Consider the following 19,814-nt stretch of genomic DNA (forward strand, 5'->3'; position numbering starts at 1 on the left):
AAAGCTTCTGCATGCGGATGCCCTAGCCTGCAGACATATGATCGAAGACTACTGGATGCATCCCACACGCTAAATACGTAAACAAGGTTTAAAAATTACACATTATTTACAGATTTTCGTACAAATATTTATTTAAGGAAAGACCTCACAGAACAGCAAGAAAAATCCTACAAACAAAACGCACGGCAGCAACGTGCCACACCGCTACGAACCGCTCATTGACATGTCTATGCTCAACAAGCCCACAGTCTCACTGTCGCAAAATCTTACATACACACTAGCATTAGCCTACATCATTCAAGACCATCAGTAGGTCTTTCGACAAGTAGCAAATACCATTTTTCATTTCAAAGCCAGACGCATTCTTTCGAATAGGAAACGGACTACACGATTAGCGGACGCAACATTACAACCCGTAAGACATTATAAAAACCGCCCAATCAATTCTTGTAACCCGCTATTTTTCCCTTGCAAATTTTATTACCAGTCGTTACTTTTTTAACAGCAACTTCATTACTTACTGCCCTTGAACACGCGCAGCTATATGAAACACCGTCGCTGCGTACTGTACTTGTGTACTTCATCAGCGATGCATTTAAGCAGGCTTCATGTAGTGCGCGTCCGAATGAGTTCGGGCACTGGGTATATAGCCGATCCGGCATCGCTGCTCTCTGCAAACTCCCGGGGCGCCTGGCAACTTTTTGAATGGCCCCTGTGTATAACCATGTTCAAAAAGGGATGTACCATGAACACTAAATACACTCGTACGCGGTCATCAACGCCCACCGCGTCTGATCTCGCCACCGCAGTAGAAGCCTTTATTGCCAGCGGTGGTGTTGTTGCAGTCATTCCCGAAGGAGAGACCGCTGAATTGGCCGCCCCGTCATCACCTCGTACAAAACCTGCGCAGGAACAGGGGCTTGAACTCGCGGGTAAAGTGCAGCAACTGAGGTACCTGGCGGCCAAGGGCGCCGGTTTTACCGCGCTACAGTATTCACTGCGAATGAGTAAAAGGGATGTGCGCCGGCTGGCCACAGAAAATGGCGTGACCATCAACCTCAGCCAGCCCCTGCTTACCCCGCGCAGGAAGGCCCTCGATGACGTTACGGATATCGATGACGTCGTTGCAGGTCACGCCATGCACTACTCGGCATTGGGCTACACCGCGTCCGAGATAGCCCGGATACTCGATCTGAGCCTTCGTCAGGTACTCGGTATTGGCAAGGCCTATCGATTTGAGTTCAGCCAACGACGGGAGAGCGACAAGCTCTGAATAACGACGCAAAAAAAGAAGCAGACTGCGATACGTATCAGGGAGCCGATGGAAAACCCTGTTATTCCCTGCCCTGAACTTCCACAGCTGTTGTAGGAAAAGACTAAAACAAATACGCCCTTTTCGACGCTAATCGTAAGAAGGTCTTCAAAGATTCAATACTTGACGCGCCTGGCGACCGCTGCACGCTGAGAATGCAAGGTAAAACAGGCATAACCCTACCGGCATAAGGCTACCTTGCATCGCACATATACCCTGCCTATCAACCATTATGACGACACTGACTTAGCGTCTTTTTACATGACGCCCGGAAGGAATAACCCTGTCGATATTATTTGCAGTGCAGCCCTGAACGGGCTGCACTTGTCGAACAACTTGCTGTATCAGAACAGCTTGCGGCCCTTGTTGGCGGCAATCCGCATGCGCAATGCGTTGAGCTTGATGAAGCCCGCTGCATCGGCCTGATCGTAGGCACCTGCGTCGTCTTCGAACGTGGCAATGTTGGCGTCGAACAGCGAATCATCCGACTTGCGACCGGTGACGATCACATTGCCCTTGTACAACTTCAGACGCACAACGCCGTTCACGTGAACCTGGGACGCGTCGATCATCTGCTGCAACATCAGACGCTCAGGGCTCCACCAGTAACCTGTGTAGATCAGGCTGGCATACTTGGCCATGAGTTCGTCCTTGAGGTGGGCGACTTCGCGGTCCAGGGTGATCGACTCGATGGCGCGGTGAGCACGCAGCATGATGGTGCCACCAGGCGTCTCGTAGCAGCCACGGGACTTCATGCCCACATAACGGTTTTCAACGATATCCAGACGGCCGATACCGTTTTCGCCACCGATGCGGTTCAGGGTCGCGAGCACAGTGGCCGGGGTCATTTCGACACCATCCAGGGCAACGATGTCGCCATTGCGATAGGTCAGCTCAAGGTAGGTCGCAACGTTTGGCGCGTCCTCAGGGGACTTGGTCCAGCGCCACATGTCTTCTTCGTGCTCTGTCCAGGTGTCTTCCAGCACGCCGCCTTCATAAGAGATGTGCAGCAGGTTGGCGTCCATGGAGTACGGAGATTTCTTCTTGCCGTGACGCTCAATGGGAATGTTGTGCTTCTCGGCGTAGTCCATCAGTTTCTCACGCGACAGCAGATCCCATTCGCGCCACGGAGCGATGACCTTGACGCCTGGCTTGAGCGCGTAGGCACCCAGCTCGAAACGTACCTGGTCGTTACCCTTGCCGGTTGCGCCGTGGGAAATGGCGTCAGCGCCGGTTTCGTTGGCGATCTCGATCAGACGTTTGGCGATCAACGGACGGGCGATGGAGGTACCCAGCAGGTACTCGCCTTCATAGACAGTGTTGGCACGGAACATCGGGAAGACGAAATCGCGCACGAACTCTTCGCGCAGGTCATCGATGTAGATTTCTTTCACGCCCATGGCCTGAGCCTTGGCGCGTGCCGGCTCGACTTCTTCACCCTGACCCAGGTCAGCGGTAAAGGTCACCACTTCGCAGTTGTACGTATCTTGCAGCCACTTGAGGATTACCGAAGTATCCAGGCCACCGGAATACGCGAGAACTACCTTGTTTACGTCCGCCATGCCATCACTCCACCGGGTTGTACGGAAAACCGCTGATTCTACCGTTCAAACCAGCAAATTTACAGGGGCGCGACAGCTTGTGACGACAAGGCGACGTCTGACAGATGCTTTTTACAGGCTTTAAGAGGTGTGCGCTGCGCTGGCAGACGCAACCGGCACCGGGCGCTCATCGGGCGCAACACGCTCGAGGTGCACATTCACCCGACGGTTGCGCGCACGATTGGCTTCGTTGGTGTTGGGCGCCAATGGGTAACGTTCGCCGTGAAAGCGCAGGGTGATTTGCTGCTCGGGAACGCCCTGAGCCTTGAAATAATCCATGACCGCCAGCGCGCGACGGCGAGACAGGTCACGGTTGGTCAGGCGATTGCCGCTGTTATCCGAATGACCGTCCAGTTCGATACGGTTCACGGTCGGGTCAGCCTTCAAGTAGGCGACCATGTTATCCAGGCGCGCCTTGGCACGGGCATCCAGTTCGATACCGCCGCCAGGGAAACCCACTTCAGCCTGTTTGATCTGATCGAAGTTCATCGGCAGCAGCTTGGCAGTGCATGCCTGGTAATCGCTGAATGCCTTGCTGAACTTGACCGGCAGCAGACGTACCTCCATCTGGCCGCCATCCCGGGTGTAATGGCGAATCAGCGGACTGCGCCCGTCCATCAGACCACTGATCAGGCGGCCGGCCTGGGCCTGGGAGGTATTGAAGGGAATATCGCCATTGCTGACGCGCACTGATCCCAGGTTGATATCGCCGCGACCCGGTTGCCACGGTGCCGCAGCGGCCAGCAGCGTCGCAGAGCCGTTACCGAGCATGTTGTATGAAGCCTTGAGGCGAAACGTCGCCTGCTCGCCCGCTCGGCGCACGAACTCACCGGCCCCGAAGTCGGTGATCGGTTGAGTCAGGCGGCACTCGAACTGATCGCCTTCGACCTTCCACTCAATGCTCTCCAGACGCGTCTGGAAACTGATAGCCATCGCCGGGAGGCTGGCAAACATGCTGAGCAGGGCTAAATATCGCTGGCGCACGGGAGGCTCCACTGGAAATGAACGCGAAACAGAAAATTACCGACTGACAAGGGAGCTATCGGTAACTTCATGCAAAACTTGATAGCGGATGCCTGAGAGAGTCTTTTCCGGTAGCATTCCCAGCGAGTTTGACCCGCCTGGAATCCCCAATGTCTGACCGCCTGACCCTCCTGCGTCCCGACGACTGGCATATTCACCTCCGTGACGGAGCTGTCTTGCCTCATACCGTTGCTGACGTAGCGCGAACTTTTGGCCGCGCAATCATCATGCCCAACCTCGTGCCTCCGGTACGCAACGCGCAGCAAGCCGATGCCTATCGCCAGCGCATTCTGGCGGCACGTCCGGCCAGCAGCCGCTTCGAGCCATTGATGGTGCTGTACCTCACCGACCAGACCACGCCCGACGACATCCGCACCGCCAAGGCCAGTGGCTTCGTGTATGCGGCCAAGCTGTATCCGGCCGGCGCGACCACCAACTCCGATTCCGGTGTCACCAGCATCGACAAGATCTTCCCCGCCCTCGAAGCCATGGCCGACGTCGGCATGCTGCTGCTGGTGCACGGGGAAGTAACACGTGGCGAAATCGACGTATTCGATCGCGAGAAGGTCTTCATCGATGAGCACCTGCGCCGTGTAGTCGAGCGCTTCCCGACCCTGAAAGTGGTGTTCGAACACATCACCACCGGTGAAGCGGTGCAGTTCGTCAATGAAGCTTCAGCCAATGTCGCGGCGACCATCACCGCGCATCATCTGATGTACAACCGTAACCACATGCTGGTCGGCGGGATTCGTCCGCACTTCTATTGCCTGCCGATCCTCAAGCGCAATACTCATCAGACAGCCCTGCTCGACGCGGCCACCAGCGGCAGCGGCAAGTTCTTCCTGGGCACCGACTCGGCGCCGCATGCCCAGCATGCCAAGGAAAACGCTTGCGGTTGCGCCGGGTGCTACACCGCCTACGCAGCCATCGAACTGTATGCAGAAGCTTTCGAGCAGCGTAACGCTCTGGACAAGCTGGAAGGCTTCGCCAGCCTTCACGGTCCGGCGTTCTACGGCTTGCCCGCCAATCAGGACACCATCACGCTGGTGCGTGACGAGTGGACCGCCCCTGCCAGCCTGCCGTTTGGCGAGTTGACCGTTATCCCGCTGCGCGCAGGTGAAACACTGCGCTGGCGTCTGGAGGAACACGCGTGAGTGAAGATCATTTTGACGACGAACACGAAGGCCACGGCGGTGGCGGCGGTTCCCGTCACCCGATGGCGGCGCGCTTTCGCGGCTACCTGCCAGTGGTCGTCGACGTAGAAACCGGCGGCTTCAATTCAGCCACCGACGCCTTGCTGGAAATCGCTGCGGTGACGATCGGCATGGATGAAAAAGGCTTCGTGTTCCCGGAACACACCTATTTCTTCCGCGTAGAACCGTTCGAGGGTGCCAACATCGAAGCGGCGGCGCTGGAGTTCACCGGCATCAAGCTCGATCACCCGCTGCGCATGGCCGTCAGCGAAGAAACCGCGATGAACGACATCTTCCGCGGCGTGCGCAAGGCCCTCAAGGCCAATGGCTGCAAACGCGCGGTGCTGGTCGGCCACAACGCCAGCTTCGACCTCGGCTTCGTCAATGCCGCCGTCGCGCGGATGGACATGAAGCGCAATCCGTTTCACCCGTTCTCCAGCTTCGACACCGCCACCCTCGCCGGCCTGGCCTATGGTCAAACCGTACTGGCAAAGGCCTGTCAGGCTGCCGGCATCGACTTCGACGGACGCGAGGCGCACTCGGCCCGTTACGACACCGAGAAGACCGCCGAGCTGTTCTGCGGCATCGTCAATCGCTGGAAAGAAATGGGCGGTTGGCAAGATTTCGACGACTGACGTCGTTACGTCTGTGAATGGACCGGCCTTGCGCCGGTTTTTTCATGTCTGCAGCGGGACGATCCAGAGGGCGGACAAATGATGCGATTCTCGCGAAAGCAACCGCTCATCGCTCGACCTGAATACAACCCAAAACAGTTTTGACAAGCATTCTCATTAACATTAAGCTCCTCGGCACCAAGCAATAAACCAGCGACGGTCCATAGCTTATGTATGTTTGCCTCTGCCAAGGTGTCACCGACGGTCAAATCCGGGATGCAATTCTGGAAGGCTGCTGCAGTTATCGTGAAGTCCGTGAAACACTGGGTGTTGCGAGTAAATGTGGAAAATGCGCCTGCCTGGCAAAGGAAGTGGTGCGTGATACGCTGACCGAGCTGCAAACCAGCCATGCCTTGCTGGCCTATCCGGCAAAATTTTCAGCTGCCTGAATCCCCTCTTTTAAAGAACCGGACACCACGTCCGGTTTTTTTATGTCTGTAATTCAAGCGCTTAGCGTCAAGATGCGGAACTCAAACATTCTTATTCCTATTTAATTTCACTTATTATTCAACAACTTAGGTTTGACAGACGTTTAAGCGCAGCTCACACTCGGCACTTATATACACAAGCCACCGGCAGGACCTCGAACATGAAAGGCGACATTACCGTCATCCAGCATCTCAACAAGATCCTCGGGAACGAGCTGGTCGCTATCAATCAGTATTTCCTGCATGCGCGCATGTACGAAGACTGGGGTCTGAAAAAGCTGGGTGGCCACGAATATAAAGAGTCCATCCATGCGATGAAGTACGCTGACAAGCTGATCAAGCGCACCTTGTTTCTGGAAGGGCTGCCAAACCTGCAGGACCTGGGCAAGATCCTCATCGGTGAGCACACCAAGGAAATGCTGGAGTGCGACCTGAAGATCGAGCAAAAAGGTCTGGCCGATCTGAAAGCCGCGATCGCTCACTTCGAGACCGTCGGTGACTTCGGCAGCCGTGAGCTGCTGGAAGACATCCTTGAGCCCAAGGAAGAGCAAATCGACTGGCTGGAGACTCAGTTGGGTCTGATCGTCAAGGTAGGTATCGAGAACTACCTGCAGTCGCAGATGGGTGACTGATTCCCCCATCGCGCCGCAATGAAAAAGCCCGCCTCAATCGAGAGCGGGCTTTTTCTTGTGTGTAAAACCATGCTGGAGCGCAGGGAACGATAATCTCGACTATCGTGCGACGCTCTGCGCAAGGCTTTACTCGGCCTTGGCGGCGGATGCTTCCTTGACCAACGTCTGCAACGAACCGTCATCCATCATCTCGGTGATGATGTCGCTACCACCGACCAGCTCACCGGCAACCCACAGTTGCGGGAAAGTCGGCCAGTTGGCGTACTTTGGCAGGTTGGCGCGGATTTCAGGGTTTTGCAGAATGTCGACGTAGGCAAACTTTTCGCCACACGCCATCAATGCCTGGGAAGCCTTGGCCGAAAAGCCGCATTGCGGAGCGTTCGGAGCGCCTTTCATGTAAAGCAGAATGGTGTTGTTGGCAATCTGCTCTTTGATCGTTTCGATGATATCCATGGAGCACCTCGGCTGAAATATCCGACTCAGTTGTCGGCACGGTGACACATTGTAACGAAATCCCGAGCATGACGCTCTGTCTTGAGGCTTAACACGCCACGACCTGCACCGGTACGCCGTTCAACGCCGCGTTGCCGGACAGCACGTCGAGTTGCCGTTCGTCGGTCAGGTCATTGGCACTGACGCCGGGCAGGCTCTGCGCGATCGCCATTTTTACCCCTGAACGCGAATGCCCCCAACCGTGCGGCAGGCTGACCACCCCGCGCATCATGTCCAGACTGCCCAGCACCTGAACCTCGATCATCCCGACCCGGGAGCTGACCCGGACCTGCTGGCCGTCACTCAGACCACGGCACGCGAGATCGTCAGGATGCATCAACAGTTGATGCCTGGGTTTGCCCTTCACCAGCCGATGGTAGTTGTGCATCCATGAATTGTTACTGCGCACATGCCTGCGGCCAATCAGCAGCAACTCGCTTGCCTGAGGAGAAGGGTCGGCTGCAAAGCGCGCCAGGTCGGCCATGATCACCTCAGGCGCGGCCTGAATGCGGCCATTGGCGGTCTTCAGGCGCTGTGCAAGATTGGCCTTCAACGCCCCCAGATCGAGGCCGTGCGGATGACTGTCCAGGGTTTCCAGTGACAGCTTATGGGACGATGCATCGCCATAGAGGCCTGCACGCAGCCCGCGATCGATCATCTGCGCAGGCGGCAACGTGGGTTTCAGCGCTCGCTCGGCCTTGGCAGCAAAGGCGCTGGCCAGCCCGACGAAGATCTCCCAGTCGTGCAGGGCACCTTCGGGCTTGTCGAAAATGGCCCGATTGAAGCGCGTGACGTTGCGCACTGCGAGCGTGTTGAAGGTGGTGTCGTAGTGATCATTTTCCAGTGCCGAGGTGGACGGCAGGATCAAGTCGGCGTGGCGAGTGGTCTCGTTGATGTAAAGATCGATGCTGAGCATGAACTCAAGCCCTTCGAGCGCCTGCTCCAGCTGACGGCCGTTGGGCGTCGACAGAACCGGGTTACCCGCAACGGTCACCAACGCGCGAACCTGCCCTTCCCCGTCCACAAGCATTTCCTCGGCGAGCGCCGAAACCGGCAACTCGCCGCCATACTCTGGCAGGCCGGACACCCTGCTTTGCCACCGATTGAAATGACCGCCGGATGTCGAGCTGACGAGGTCGACGGCGGGCTCCGTACAGAGTGCGCCACCCACACGGTCCAGGTTGCCCGTCACCAGATTGATCAGTTGTGCCAGCCAATGACACAGCGTGCCAAAGGTCTGAGTCGACACGCCCATTCGCCCATAACACACCGCCTTGTCAGCGGCCGCGAAATCCCGTGCCAGTTGCCGGATCTGCTCGGCGGCGATACCGCAGCGCGGGCTCATGGCCTCTGCAGTGAAGCCGGCAATGGCCTGGCGAACCTGCTCCAGGCCGTCGACAGGCAAATGGCTCTCGCGGGTCAGCCCCTCTTCGAACAGCGTATTGAGCAGCCCGAACAGCAACGCTGCGTCACCGCCCGGACGTACGAACAGATGCTGGTCAGCGATGGCAGCCGTCTCACTGCGGCGCGGGTCGATGACCACCAGTTTGCCGCCGCGCTGCTGGATCGCTTTCAGACGCTTTTCAACATCCGGAACCGTCATGATGCTGCCATTGGACGCCAACGGATTGCCGCCGAGAATCAGCATGAAGTCGGTGTGATCGATATCCGGAATCGGCAACAGCATGCCGTGGCCATACATCAGGAAACTGCTGAGGTGGTGCGGCAACTGATCGACCGACGTCGCCGAAAAACGATTGCGGGTCTTGAGCAGGCCGAGAAAGTAATTGCTGTGGGTCATCAACCCGTAGTTATGCACGCTGGGGTTGCCCTGATAGACCGCTACCGCGTTCTGCCCACGGCGCTGCTGAATGGCGTAAAGCCGCTCCGCCACCAGATCGAACGCCTGCTGCCAGGCAATCGGCTGCCACTGATCACCGCTGCGCAGCATCGGCTGGCGCAAACGATCAGGGTCGTTCTGGATGTCCTGCAGCGCTACGGCCTTGGGGCAGATATGACCGCGGCTGAACGTGTCCAGCGGGTCGCCCTTGATCGAGGCAATGCGCGGCGCAGAATCCGCCTCCACGACGGTCTCGATCACAAGACCGCAAATGGCCTCGCACAGGTGGCAGGCTCGGTAGTGTTCAGTCCGGGTCATCACAGCCTCAGATCGTGTCATGGCAATCCGGTTGATTGCCGAACACTCACTATGCTGTCTGCTCATGCCCCGCGCCACTGATGTTCGGCCCGTGAATCGAGGGGCATCAGGCGCGCGGATGAGTTGGCCGAATCAACCGCCGATAGGCGTGACGACCTTGCGCTGTTGCTGGATTTCAGCCACGGTTTCGATCTGTTCCTGCGCCAGGTGGACGCCGGTCAGGTCGCCGATCAGGCGCCAGTGCTCGTCGAGGCCGGAGCTGATGGTGGCCATGCGATCGATCATGCGCCGCCCCGCCGTACGCGTGACTTCGTCCTCGCTGCGCAGCAACTCGAAAGACATCGAGGTCATCGACGCTGTCAGATGGGTAAGTGTGCGGGCGGTGAGCCCGAGCAACTCCGTTAATTGATGCTCTTTTGAGTCCATTCCCCCACCCCTTGATCAGTAATGTATCGGCAACGATTTATAACTCACGTCCGGGATTAAAGAAACGGTCCTTGTTTCAAGCCCGTGAAGCGCGTCCCATCAGGCAACGCCCGCGCAGACGTGGACTGTTACAGGATTGGTACTAATTGCCAAGCGCTATTTGGGCAGTGTACAAATGCTGCCTTCGGAAAAAGTGCAGATGGCTGTCAACCTTCTCAGCGTAGCCAGTTTTTGCCCCGTCAACACAGAATAACGGCGTCCCCTCTATCCGGGACGCCACTAGTACCCATGTTTCAGAAAAACGCATGCTATTGGTAAGACGCGACATTTTTTTATACTATCGCGCCTTTCTTATTCGTCGCCCCGTGCGGCTTCCGCCGCAGGTCTAGCCCGTTTTATCGATAAAAACCGGCTTTGATAACCTGCGGTCTGTTGCAGAAAAGGTAGTTAATCATGAACGCCAGGCACTTTCTCTCGATGATGGATTACACCCCGGATGAACTCTTGGGCTTGATCCGTCGTGGCGTAGAGCTTAAAGACCTGCGAAATCGCGGTGTACTTTTTGAACCGCTGAAGAACCGGGTCTTGGGGATGATTTTCGAGAAATCCTCGACACGTACCCGTCTTTCTTTTGAAGCAGGGATGATTCAGCTCGGTGGCCAGGCCATCTTTTTGTCGCATCGGGACACCCAGCTGGGCCGTGGCGAGCCGATTGCCGACAGTGCAAAAGTGATGTCGCGCATGCTGGATGCGGTCATGATCCGTACTTATGCGCACAGCAATCTGACCGAATTCGCCGCCAATTCACGCGTGCCGGTTATCAACGGCCTGTCCGATGACCTGCACCCGTGCCAGTTGCTCGCCGACATGCAGACCTTCCTGGAGCATCGCGGCTCGATCAAGGGCAAGACCGTTGCCTGGGTCGGCGATGGCAATAACATGTGCAACAGCTATATAGAAGCGGCGATTCAATTCGACTTCCAGTTGCGTGTGGCCTGCCCTGCCGGCTACGAGCCAAACGCCGAGTTCCTGGCACTGGCTGGCGAGCGGGTCACCGTGGTCCGCGATCCGAAAGCCGCAGTTGCCGGCGCCCATCTGGTCAGCACCGATGTGTGGACCTCCATGGGTCAGGAAGAGGAAACCGCCCGGCGCAAGAAGTTGTTCGCGCCGTTTCAGGTCACGCGCGCCCTGCTCGACCTGGCCGACAAGGACGTGCTGTTCATGCACTGCCTGCCTGCCCATCGCGGCGAAGAAATCAGTGTCGACCTGCTGGATGATTCGCGCTCGGTCGCCTGGGATCAGGCAGAAAATCGCCTGCACGCGCAGAAAGCACTGCTGGAGTTTCTCGTCGCGCCGTCCTGCAAGCCCGCATGAACCCGTTGCTGCTGAATCTGCGCAACCTCGCTTGCGGCTATCAGAACCAGCGCGTGGTGCAGGATCTGAACCTGCACCTCAACGCGGGCGATATCGGCTGCCTGCTGGGCTCGTCGGGCTGCGGCAAGACCACCACACTGCGCGCCATTGCCGGTTTCGAACCGATCCATGCGGGTGAGATCACCCTGGCGGGCGAAGTGATCTCCCGGCCGGGCTGGACCCTGCCGCCGGAGAAACGCCACATCGGCATGGTGTTTCAGGATTACGCGCTATTTCCGCACCTGAGTGTCGCCGAAAACATCGCATTCGGCATTCGCAACCACCCGCGCCTGGATCAGGTGATCGCCGAGTTGCTTGAACTGGTCAACCTCGGCGCGCTGGGCAAGCGTTATCCTCACGAGCTGTCCGGTGGGCAGCAACAGCGAGTGGCGCTGGCCAGAGCGTTGGCGCCCGAGCCGCAGCTCCTGCTGCTCGATGAGCCCTTCTCCAACCTGGACGGCGAGTTGCGTCGGCGCCTGAGCCATGAGGTGCGCGATATTCTCAAGGCGCGTGGCACCAGCGCGATTCTGGTGACTCATGACCAGGAAGAGGCTTTTGCCGTCAGCGATCACGTCGGTGTATTCAAAGAAGGGCGCCTGGAACAGTGGGACACGCCCTACAATCTTTATCACGAACCCCGTACGCCGTTCGTTGCCAGCTTCATCGGCCAAGGCTATTTCATTCGCGGGCAGATGATGGACCCGCAATCGGTGCATACCGAACTCGGCGTATTGCGCGGCAACCGGGCATACCCGGGCGTCAGTGGCACCGCCGTGGATGTCTTGTTACGTCCTGACGATATCGTCTACGCGCCGCACAGCGACCTGAAAGCAAGGGTCATCGGTCGAACCTTTCAGGGCGCCTCGACCCTGTATCGCCTGCAACTGTCGACCGGCAGTCAACTGGAAGCCATTTTCCCCAGCCACGCCGACCACGGCCAGGGTGAGGAAGTCGGTATTCGTGTGGCAGTTGACCATCTGGTGCTGTTCCCGGCGCCCGGCAGTGTAGCCGTGCAGACGCTCAATAACTGAGGCGCAGGTCATTCCCTGCCGATCGGGGCAAACCTGGCCTGGGTATGTTCAGCCAGCACTGCTGGCGAAAGCTCGACCTCAAGCCCCCTCCTCCCGGCACTGACGTAAATGCTTGCAAAGCGCTGCGCGGTCTCGTCGATAAAGGTGCGCAGGCGCTTCTTCTGGCCCAAAGGGCTGATACCACCCAACAGGTAACCCGTCGAGCGTTGCGCCGCCGCAGGGTCGGCCATCTCGGTTTTTTTTGCTCCGGCAGCCTGCGCCAGCGCCTTTAGATCAAGTGTTCCGACGACCGGCACGACGGCGACCAGTAACTCGCCTTTTTCGGTACTGGCGAGCAGCGTCTTGAAAACCTGTGCAGGCTCCAGACCCAGCTTTTCCGCTGCCTCCAGCCCATATGACGGCGCTTTCGGATCATGTTCATAACTGTGAATGCGATGTTCGGCGCGGTTTTTTTTCAGCAAATCCAGTGCGGGTGTCATGCAGCGCTCCAAAAGGTTCCGAATGCCCATCACTTTAAGCGAAGTAAAGTGAACATGCCTTGATTCACGCCACCTGCGACACTGATAGCCTTTTGATAACAGCCTGAATTACCCGGTATAAAAGGGCCTTGCGGGGTGCTGGCGACTTTCTGACCGTTCGGTTCCGACCTTTGACAGCGGTGTTTCTTGCCTATATTTTTTCGTTTACGAATATTATCGAAAGCGATTTTTCGGTATAACTCGCAACGGCGATCAGAAATGGGGTTTTTTCTGAGACGCACGAATAACGAGCACCCACACCTGTCTCAGGGTGCCGAGACAAAAACAAAAAATGAGGTATCCATGTCCATCGCACTAAAACAACCGACGCTCACCGGGCAATGTGTGGCTGAATTTCTTGGCACCGCCCTGATGATTTTTTTCGGCACAGGATGCGTTGCAGCGCTCAAGGTAGCGGGAGCCACCTTCGGCCTTTGGGAAATCAGCATCATCTGGGGCATTGCCGTCAGCATGGGGATCTACCTCAGCGCCGGCATTTCGGGTGCCCACCTCAACCCGGCCGTCAGCATCGCGCTGAGTCTGTTCGCCGGTTTTGAAAAACGTAAATTGCCCTTCTATATCTCGGCGCAAATCGCAGGCGCGTTCTGCGGAGCGGGTCTGGTGTACCTGCTGTACATCAGCCTTTTTTTCGACTTCGAACATGCTCACCACATCATTCGCGGCAGCGAGCAGAGTCTTGAACTGGCCTCGGTGTTCTCGACGTATCCGAACCCGGCCATTTCGGTCGGTCAGGCCTTTCTGGTCGAAGTGGTCATCACCACCATTCTGATGGGTGTGATCATGGCCTTGGGCGATGACAGCAATGGTTTGCCGCGCGGCCCGCTGGCACCCTTGCTGATCGGCCTGCTGGTAGCCGTGATCGGCAGCTCGATGGGCCCGCTGACCGGTTTCGCCATGAACCCGGCGCGCGACTTCGGTCCGAAGCTGATGACCTTCTTCGCTGGCTGGGGTGAAATGGCCTTCACTGGCGGTCGCGACATTCCTTATTTCCTGGTTCCGATTTTTGCGCCCATTCTGGGTGCCTGCCTTGGTGCTGCCGGCTACCGCGCGCTGATTGCGCGTCATCTGCCAAGCGCCGCTCCTGTTGAAAATGAAAAAGAGGCTCCTGTGGTTCGCGGCAAAGTTCAGGCTTCATCTTGATTTCACTCAATTTGAATCTCACCCAACTGAATCCCACCCAATAATGCAAGGCAATCGACATGACTGACACACAGAACAAGAACTACATCATTGCTCTTGACCAGGGCACCACCAGCTCGCGCGCGATCATCTTCGACCGCGACGCCAACGTGGTGAGCACTGCCCAAAGCGAATTCGTTCAGCATTACCCGCAGGCAGGCTGGGTCGAACACGACCCGATGGAAATCTTCGCCACTCAGACCGCGTGCATGACCAAGGCGCTGGCGCAGGCCGATCTGCACCACAACCAGATCGCCGCGATCGGTATCACCAATCAGCGTGAAACGACCGTCATCTGGGAACGCGACACCGGCCGCCCGATCTACAACGCCATCGTCTGGCAGTGCCGCCGCAGCACCGAGATCTGCCAGCAGCTCAAGCGCGATGGCCTTGAGGAGTACATCAAGGACACCACAGGCCTGGTGATTGACCCGTACTTCTCCGGCTCCAAGGTCAAGTGGATCCTGGACAACGTCGAAGGCAGCCGTGAGCGCGCCCGCAAAGGCGAGCTGATGTTCGGCACCATCGATACCTGGCTGATCTGGAAATTCACCGGTGGCAAGGTTCACGTCACCGACTACACCAATGCCTCGCGGACCATGCTGTTCAACATCCATACGCTGGAATGGGATCAGCGCATGCTCGACGTGCTGGATATCCCGCGCGAGATGCTGCCGGAGGTCAAAGCCTCCTCCGAAGTTTACGGCCACAGCAAGAGCGGCATCCCGATCGCCGGTATCGCAGGCGACCAGCAGGCGGCGTTGTTCGGCCAGATGTGTGTCGAACCCGGCCAGGCCAAGAACACCTATGGCACTGGCTGCTTCCTGCTGATGAACACCGGCAAGAAAGCCGTGAAATCGGCGCACGGCATGCTCACCACCATCGGCTGTGGCCCGCGTGGCGAAGTGGCCTATGCGCTGGAAGGCGCGGTCTTCAACGGTGGCTCGACGGTGCAGTGGCTGCGCGACGAACTCAAACTCATCAACGACGCGCTGGACACCGAATACTTCGCCGGCAAGGTCAAGGACAGCAACGGCGTATACCTGGTGCCGGCGTTCACGGGCCTGGGCGCACCTTACTGGGACCCGTACGCACGAGGCGCATTGTTCGGCCTGACCCGTGGCGTGAAAGTCGATCACATCATCCGTGCAGCGCTGGAATCCATCGCCTATCAAACCCGCGACGTGCTCGATGCCATGCAACAGGACTCCGGCGAACGCCTCAAGTCGCTGCGCGTGGACGGCGGTGCCGTGGCCAACAACTTCCTGATGCAGTTCCAGGCAGACATTCTCGGCACCCACGTCGAGCGTCCGCAAATGCGTGAAACCACGGCACTGGGTGCAGCCTTCCTGGCCGGTCTGGCGATTGGTTTCTGGAGCAGCCTGGACGAGTTGCGCAACAAGGCCGTGATCGAGCGTGTGTTCGAGCCATCGTGTGAAGAAGCGCATCGCGAAAAACTTTACGCAGGCTGGCAGAAAGCCGTCGCGCGTACTCGTGACTGGGAACCGCACGAAAACGAAGAGTGACAGCGCTGTTGTAAGGAGGGGAGCAGGATTCCGGCTGACAGGTTGCACTTTCCTGCGGCATGATGGGCGCCATTTGTAGAGGGCGCCCAAGGAAAAACAATGAACCTGCCTCCCCGCCAACAACAGATCCTCGAACTGGTCCGCGACCGTGGCTATGTCAGCATCGAGGAGATGGCGACGCTGTTCGTCGTGACCCCACAAACCATTCGCCGTGATATCAATCAATTGGCGGAAATGAACCTGTTGCGCCGCTACCACGGCGGCGCGGCCTATGACTCCAGCATCGAAAACACCGCCTACGCCATGCGTGCGGACCAGATGCGCGACGAAAAACAACGGATCGCCGAGGCCATCGCCGCGCAGATCCCGGACAACGCCTCGTTGTTCATCAATATCGGTACCACCACCGAATCCATCGCACGTGCGTTGCTCAACCACAACAACCTGAAGATCATCACCAATAACCTGCATGTGGCGTCGATCCTCAGCACCAAGGATGATTTCGAGGTGCTGATAGCAGGCGGTAATGTGCGGCGTGACGGCGGCGTTGTGGGCCAGGGCAGCGTCGACTTCATCACCCAGTTCAAAGTGGACTTTGCCCTGGTGGGCATCAGTGGCATCGACGAAGACGGCAGCCTGCTGGATTTCGATTACCAGGAAGTGCGGGTGTCCCAGGCGATCATCGCCAACGCTCGCAAAGTGCTGCTGGCGGCTGACTCCAGCAAGTTCGGGCGCAACGCCATGGTCCGCTTGGGGCCGATTACCCTCATCGATTGCCTGGTCACAGACCAGCCACCGGTGCCCGCACTGCAGCAACTGCTGACCCAGCACAAGATTCGTCTGGAAGTGGTGTGATTGTCAGGCGCGAGCGGTGTTCGCGCGGCGGTCCGCAGTGCTCATGAAGACGGTGCATCGAGCGCCCCATTTTCTGGAGTCTGTACCGGCCTCTTCGCGAGCAAGCTCGCTCCCACAAGACTTGTGTATGTATGGCGCAGCGCGCATCTGTGACGCGAAGCGTTACCCAAGGCATTCCCACGCTGGAGCGTGAGGAACGATAGCCGCCCGTAAGAACACTATCGTGCCCATGCTCCGCGTGGGTATGCCGTTCCGGACGCTCTGCGTCCTCTCCTGTTTCGGCGGGGCAGCTCAGAGCTGTGACGCAGAGCAGTTCCGTGCCGACTGTGCACCGATCCTGCCTGTGCTAATTCCCGCCCTACAATGTTCACATTTGTTCTTTTCTTTATTTCATCATCAGTATTTTCAATCGATACGTGCTGGCAACGGTCATTTTATTGAGCTATGATTTTCGGAAATGAACATTAATGTTCAGATTCGCCTTTCGAGCACTGCTCACGAATTGTCCAGGAGGCCACCAATGCCCCACACCAACGTGCCAACCCCGCCCCTCTCAGAGGTTTACGACATTGCCGTTATTGGCGGTGGCATCAACGGTGTCGGCATTGCAGCGGATGCCGCAGGTCGCGGCCTTTCGGTTTTTCTGTGCGAAAAGGACGACCTGGCCAGCCACACGTCCTCGGCCAGCAGCAAGCTGATCCATGGTGGCTTGCGCTATCTGGAGCATTACGAGTTCCGCCTGGTGCGTGAAGCCCTGGCAGAACGCGAAGTGCTGCTTGCCAAAGCGCCGCACATCGTCAAGCCAATGCGTTTTGTGCTGCCTCATCGTCCGCACCTGCGTCCGGCCTGGATGATTCGTGCCGGGATGTTCCTGTATGACAACCTCGGCAAGCGCGAAAAACTTCCCGCATCGCGAACCATTCATTTCGGTGCGGACAGCCCGCTCAACCCGAGCATCACCCGCGGCTTCGAATACTCCGACTGCTGGGTCGACGATGCGCGTCTGGTCGTGCTCAACGCCATGTCCGCTCGTGAGAACGGTGCGCACATTCATACTCAGACCCGCTGTGTCAGCGCCCGCCGTATCAAGGGCATGTGGCATCTGCATCTGGAGCGCAGCGACGGCAGCCTGTTTTCGATCCATGCCAAGGCATTGGTCAATGCGGCAGGCCCGTGGGTGGCCAAGTTCATCCGTGAAGACCTCAAGCTCGACTCGGCTTACGGCATCCGCCTGATTCAGGGCAGCCACCTGATCGTGCCGAAACTGTACGAAGGTGAGCACGCGTTCATTCTGCAGAACGAAGACAAGCGCATCGTGTTCACGATTCCGTACCTGGAGCACTTCACTATCGTCGGCACCACCGACCGTGAGTATCAGGGCGATCCGAACAAGGTGGATATCACTGAAGGCGAGATGGATTACGTACTGAAAGTGGCCAATGACCACTTCAAGAAACAGTTGAGTCGCGCAGACGTGCTCCACACGTTCTCTGGCGTGCGCCCGCTGTGCAACGACGAGTCCGATAATCCGTCTGCCATCACCCGTGATTACACGCTTTCGTTGTCAGGCGGCGCTGACGAAGCGCCGATTCTGTCGGTGTTCGGCGGCAAGTTGACCACCTACCGCAAACTGGCCGAGTCGGCGATGGCGCAGTTGGCACCGTTCTTCAAACAGATGAAACCGAGCTGGACGGCCAAGGCTGCCCTGCCGGGTGGCGAAGACATGACCACCGCCGAAGCGCTGGCAACAGAAATGACCCGCCGCTGCAGCTGGCTGCCAGCCCCTATCGCCAAACGCTGGTCGATCACTTACGGCAGCCGCAGCTGGCGCTTGCTGGAGGGTGCGCAAAGCCTGGAAGACCTTGGTCAGCATTTGGGGGCGGGCCTGTATACCCGCGAGGTCGATTACCTGTGCGACCAGGAATGGGCCACCAGCATCGAAGACATCCTGTGGCGCCGCACCAAGCTCGGTCTGTTCACGACGCCTGAAGAACAGGCTGCCGTGAGCAGCTACCTGGAAACAGTGGTGCGCAACAAAGCCTCTTTCGAAGCGGCCTGATCATCCGCCTGCAACCTGTTCACCCATCGCGCGGTGAACAGGCTTCTCTACTTGCTGCCCTCTTCCTGCACAACCCCTTCCATTCGGTTTTCCGAACAATCGACCCCGCCTTATTCGGCTTCCCGGACGCATTGATCCGTAACACCAAAGCCAATATAAAGAAATCCCTTTAAATTCAGCATGTTGACTTCTTAAAAAAGCTTGGCACGACTCATGCTCTACATTCTGAACCGAGCGTTTCGACAAGGGCGTGTGTCTGGATGTGGACGCCGTTGAAGCATTCGCCAAGAAGCGGGCCGACTCTGATGGCGGCCCCATCAATAAAAAATGAAATCAAGGACTCACCCATGCGCATCGTTCCCCACCTGTTGGGCGCAGCAATCACTGCCGCTCTGATCAGCACGCCGGTTTTCGCCGCCGAACTCACCGGCACTCTGAAGAAGATCAAGGAATCCGGCACCATCACGCTGGGCCATCGTGACGCCTCCATTCCGTTTTCCTACATAGCGGATGCTTCGGGCGTACCTGTGGGCTACTCCCATGACATCCAGCTGAAAATCGTCGAAGCCATCAAGAAAGACCTCGACATGCCTGACCTCAAGGTCAAGTACAACCTGGTGACTTCACAGACCCGTATCCCGCTGGTTCAGAACGGCACCGTCGATGTGGAATGTGGCTCGACCACCAACAATGTCGAGCGTCAACAGCAGGTCGATTTCTCCATCGGCATCTTTGAAGTCGGCACACGCCTGCTGTCGAAAAAGGACTCCAGCTACAAGGATTTCGACGACCTGAAAGGCAAGAACGTCGTCACCACGGCCGGCACTACTTCCGAGCGCATCCTCAAGGCGATGAACGCTGACAAGCAGATGGGCATGAACGTGATCTCCGCCAAAGACCACGGTGAATCCTTCCAGATGCTCGAGTCCGGCCGTGCCGTCGCGTTCATGATGGACGACGCGCTGCTGGCAGGCGAAATGGCCAAGGCCAAGAAGCCGGACGACTGGGCAGTGACCGGCACTGCACAATCCTACGAAATATACGGCTGCATGGTTCGCAAGGGTGACGCCCCGTTCAAGAAGGCTGTCGATGACGCCATTGTCGCTACCTACAAGTCGGGTGACATCAACGCTATCTACAGCAAGTGGTTCATGTCCCCTGTCCCTCCGAAAGGTCTGAACCTGAATTTCCCGATGAGCGACAAGCTCAAGGAGCTGATTCAGAACCCGACCGACAAAGCGGCTGACGACAAAAAAGCCTGAAGGACCGGTTC

The 19,814-nt window shown here is 57.6% G+C and carries 18 protein-coding genes; 12 read left to right on the top strand and 6 right to left on the bottom strand.

Annotation, left to right across the window (positions count from 1 at the left end):
- Positions 1-745: 745 nt before the first annotated feature.
- Positions 746-1,273, top strand: coding sequence for a hypothetical protein (locus AC54XV_RS20310; protein WP_024652099.1), 528 nt, complete (start codon positions 746-748; stop codon positions 1,271-1,273).
- Positions 1,274-1,656: 383 nt separating this feature from the next.
- Here the strand turns inward: AC54XV_RS20310 and AC54XV_RS20315 are convergent, their stop codons facing one another.
- Both AC54XV_RS20315 and AC54XV_RS20320 read right to left on the bottom strand, forming a co-directional pair.
- Positions 1,657-2,874, bottom strand: coding sequence for an argininosuccinate synthase (locus AC54XV_RS20315; RefSeq protein ID WP_003363593.1), 1,218 nt, complete (start codon positions 2,872-2,874; stop codon positions 1,657-1,659).
- 120 nt (positions 2,875-2,994) lie between these two features.
- Positions 2,995-3,897, bottom strand: a complete 903-nt coding sequence (locus tag AC54XV_RS20320; protein WP_011268722.1) for a flagellar protein MotY — start codon at positions 3,895-3,897, stop codon at positions 2,995-2,997.
- Between the two features lie 149 nt (positions 3,898-4,046).
- Here AC54XV_RS20320 and pyrC point away from each other — a divergent pair, with 149 nt between their 5' ends.
- From pyrC to bfr, 4 genes are all read left to right on the top strand, one after another.
- Positions 4,047-5,090, top strand: a complete 1,044-nt coding sequence (gene pyrC / locus AC54XV_RS20325; protein WP_496717186.1) for a dihydroorotase — start codon at positions 4,047-4,049, stop codon at positions 5,088-5,090.
- Entirely contained in the window at positions 5,087-5,764 is a 678-nt protein-coding gene (gene rnt / locus AC54XV_RS20330; RefSeq protein WP_003412908.1) for a ribonuclease T, read from the top strand. Before pyrC ends, rnt begins: the two co-directional genes overlap by 4 nt.
- A gap of 209 nt (positions 5,765-5,973) precedes the next feature.
- Positions 5,974-6,192: a bacterioferritin-associated ferredoxin gene (locus AC54XV_RS20335; RefSeq protein ID WP_003350768.1), complete on the top strand. Its 219-nt coding sequence runs from the start codon at positions 5,974-5,976 to the stop codon at positions 6,190-6,192.
- A 200-nt stretch (positions 6,193-6,392) separates the two neighbouring features.
- Positions 6,393-6,863 carry a bacterioferritin gene (gene bfr / locus AC54XV_RS20340; protein ID WP_002554851.1) on the top strand — a complete coding sequence of 157 codons (471 nt, stop codon included), beginning with the start codon at positions 6,393-6,395 and terminating at the stop codon, positions 6,861-6,863.
- A 126-nt stretch (positions 6,864-6,989) separates the two neighbouring features.
- On the opposite strand, the gene grxD is transcribed toward bfr, so the two are convergent.
- The 3 genes from grxD to plzR all read right to left on the bottom strand — a co-directional run bounded on the left by grxD (position 6,990) and on the right by plzR (position 9,939).
- On the bottom strand, positions 6,990-7,316 hold the full coding sequence (gene grxD / locus AC54XV_RS20345) for a Grx4 family monothiol glutaredoxin (protein ID WP_011268724.1): 327 nt from the start codon (positions 7,314-7,316) through the stop codon (positions 6,990-6,992).
- Between the two features lie 88 nt (positions 7,317-7,404).
- The gene (locus AC54XV_RS20350; RefSeq protein ID WP_024660260.1) at positions 7,405-9,513 is read right to left on the bottom strand and encodes a molybdopterin oxidoreductase family protein; all 2,109 of its coding nucleotides are present in this window, start codon (positions 9,511-9,513) and stop codon (positions 7,405-7,407) included.
- Positions 9,514-9,645: 132 nt separating this feature from the next.
- Entirely contained in the window at positions 9,646-9,939 is a 294-nt protein-coding gene (plzR, locus tag AC54XV_RS20355) for a PlzR type 4 pili assembly inhibitor (protein WP_003405437.1), read from the bottom strand.
- 453 nt (positions 9,940-10,392) lie between these two features.
- On the opposite strand from plzR, the gene argF reads away from it, so the two are divergent.
- The gene (argF, locus tag AC54XV_RS20360; protein WP_003405436.1) at positions 10,393-11,313 is read left to right on the top strand and encodes an ornithine carbamoyltransferase; all 921 of its coding nucleotides are present in this window, start codon (positions 10,393-10,395) and stop codon (positions 11,311-11,313) included.
- On the top strand, positions 11,310-12,383 hold the full coding sequence (locus AC54XV_RS20365; RefSeq protein WP_058398688.1) for an ABC transporter ATP-binding protein: 1,074 nt from the start codon (positions 11,310-11,312) through the stop codon (positions 12,381-12,383). The genes argF and AC54XV_RS20365 overlap by 4 nt, the downstream gene beginning before the upstream one ends.
- A gap of 8 nt (positions 12,384-12,391) precedes the next feature.
- Here AC54XV_RS20365 and ybaK read toward each other — a convergent pair whose 3' ends face one another.
- Positions 12,392-12,862 carry a Cys-tRNA(Pro) deacylase gene (gene ybaK / locus AC54XV_RS20370; protein ID WP_003405434.1) on the bottom strand — a complete coding sequence of 157 codons (471 nt, stop codon included), beginning with the start codon at positions 12,860-12,862 and terminating at the stop codon, positions 12,392-12,394.
- Between the two features lie 342 nt (positions 12,863-13,204).
- On the opposite strand from ybaK, the gene AC54XV_RS20375 reads away from it, so the two are divergent.
- The 5 genes from AC54XV_RS20375 to AC54XV_RS20395 all read left to right on the top strand — a co-directional run bounded on the left by AC54XV_RS20375 (position 13,205) and on the right by AC54XV_RS20395 (position 19,803).
- Positions 13,205-14,062, top strand: a complete 858-nt coding sequence (locus AC54XV_RS20375) for an MIP/aquaporin family protein (RefSeq protein WP_003405433.1) — start codon at positions 13,205-13,207, stop codon at positions 14,060-14,062.
- Positions 14,063-14,121: 59 nt separating this feature from the next.
- Positions 14,122-15,627: a glycerol kinase GlpK gene (glpK, locus tag AC54XV_RS20380; RefSeq protein WP_003405430.1), complete on the top strand. Its 1,506-nt coding sequence runs from the start codon at positions 14,122-14,124 to the stop codon at positions 15,625-15,627.
- Between the two features lie 99 nt (positions 15,628-15,726).
- The gene (locus AC54XV_RS20385; RefSeq protein WP_496717187.1) at positions 15,727-16,482 is read left to right on the top strand and encodes a DeoR/GlpR family transcriptional regulator; all 756 of its coding nucleotides are present in this window, start codon (positions 15,727-15,729) and stop codon (positions 16,480-16,482) included.
- Between the two features lie 520 nt (positions 16,483-17,002).
- On the top strand, positions 17,003-18,541 hold the full coding sequence (gene glpD, locus AC54XV_RS20390; protein WP_003405428.1) for a glycerol-3-phosphate dehydrogenase: 1,539 nt from the start codon (positions 17,003-17,005) through the stop codon (positions 18,539-18,541).
- A gap of 347 nt (positions 18,542-18,888) precedes the next feature.
- Positions 18,889-19,803, top strand: a complete 915-nt coding sequence (locus tag AC54XV_RS20395; RefSeq protein WP_024639294.1) for a glutamate/aspartate ABC transporter substrate-binding protein — start codon at positions 18,889-18,891, stop codon at positions 19,801-19,803.
- Positions 19,804-19,814: the final 11 nt, after the last annotated feature.

The sequence above is a fragment of the Pseudomonas fragariae (ex Marin et al. 2024) genome, assembly GCF_059621105.1.

Coding starts and splice junctions, on each gene's coding strand:
- AC54XV_RS20315 (WP_003363593.1), bottom strand. CDS start 2,874: ATGGCGGACGTAAACAAGGTAGTTCTCGCGTATTCCGGTGGCCTGGAT.
- plzR (WP_003405437.1), bottom strand. CDS start 9,939: ATGGACTCAAAAGAGCATCAATTAACGGAGTTGCTCGGGCTCACCGCC.
- AC54XV_RS20310 (WP_024652099.1), top strand. CDS start 746: ATGAACACTAAATACACTCGTACGCGGTCATCAACGCCCACCGCGTCT.
- argF (WP_003405436.1), top strand. CDS start 10,393: ATGAACGCCAGGCACTTTCTCTCGATGATGGATTACACCCCGGATGAA.
- ybaK (WP_003405434.1), bottom strand. CDS start 12,862: ATGACACCCGCACTGGATTTGCTGAAAAAAAACCGCGCCGAACATCGC.
- AC54XV_RS20350 (WP_024660260.1), bottom strand. CDS start 9,513: ATGACCCGGACTGAACACTACCGAGCCTGCCACCTGTGCGAGGCCATT.
- grxD (WP_011268724.1), bottom strand. CDS start 7,316: ATGGATATCATCGAAACGATCAAAGAGCAGATTGCCAACAACACCATT.
- AC54XV_RS20365 (WP_058398688.1), top strand. CDS start 11,310: ATGAACCCGTTGCTGCTGAATCTGCGCAACCTCGCTTGCGGCTATCAG.
- glpK (WP_003405430.1), top strand. CDS start 14,122: ATGACTGACACACAGAACAAGAACTACATCATTGCTCTTGACCAGGGC.
- AC54XV_RS20395 (WP_024639294.1), top strand. CDS start 18,889: ATGCGCATCGTTCCCCACCTGTTGGGCGCAGCAATCACTGCCGCTCTG.
- AC54XV_RS20385 (WP_496717187.1), top strand. CDS start 15,727: ATGAACCTGCCTCCCCGCCAACAACAGATCCTCGAACTGGTCCGCGAC.
- glpD (WP_003405428.1), top strand. CDS start 17,003: ATGCCCCACACCAACGTGCCAACCCCGCCCCTCTCAGAGGTTTACGAC.
- AC54XV_RS20335 (WP_003350768.1), top strand. CDS start 5,974: ATGTATGTTTGCCTCTGCCAAGGTGTCACCGACGGTCAAATCCGGGAT.
- AC54XV_RS20375 (WP_003405433.1), top strand. CDS start 13,205: ATGTCCATCGCACTAAAACAACCGACGCTCACCGGGCAATGTGTGGCT.
- bfr (WP_002554851.1), top strand. CDS start 6,393: ATGAAAGGCGACATTACCGTCATCCAGCATCTCAACAAGATCCTCGGG.
- pyrC (WP_496717186.1), top strand. CDS start 4,047: ATGTCTGACCGCCTGACCCTCCTGCGTCCCGACGACTGGCATATTCAC.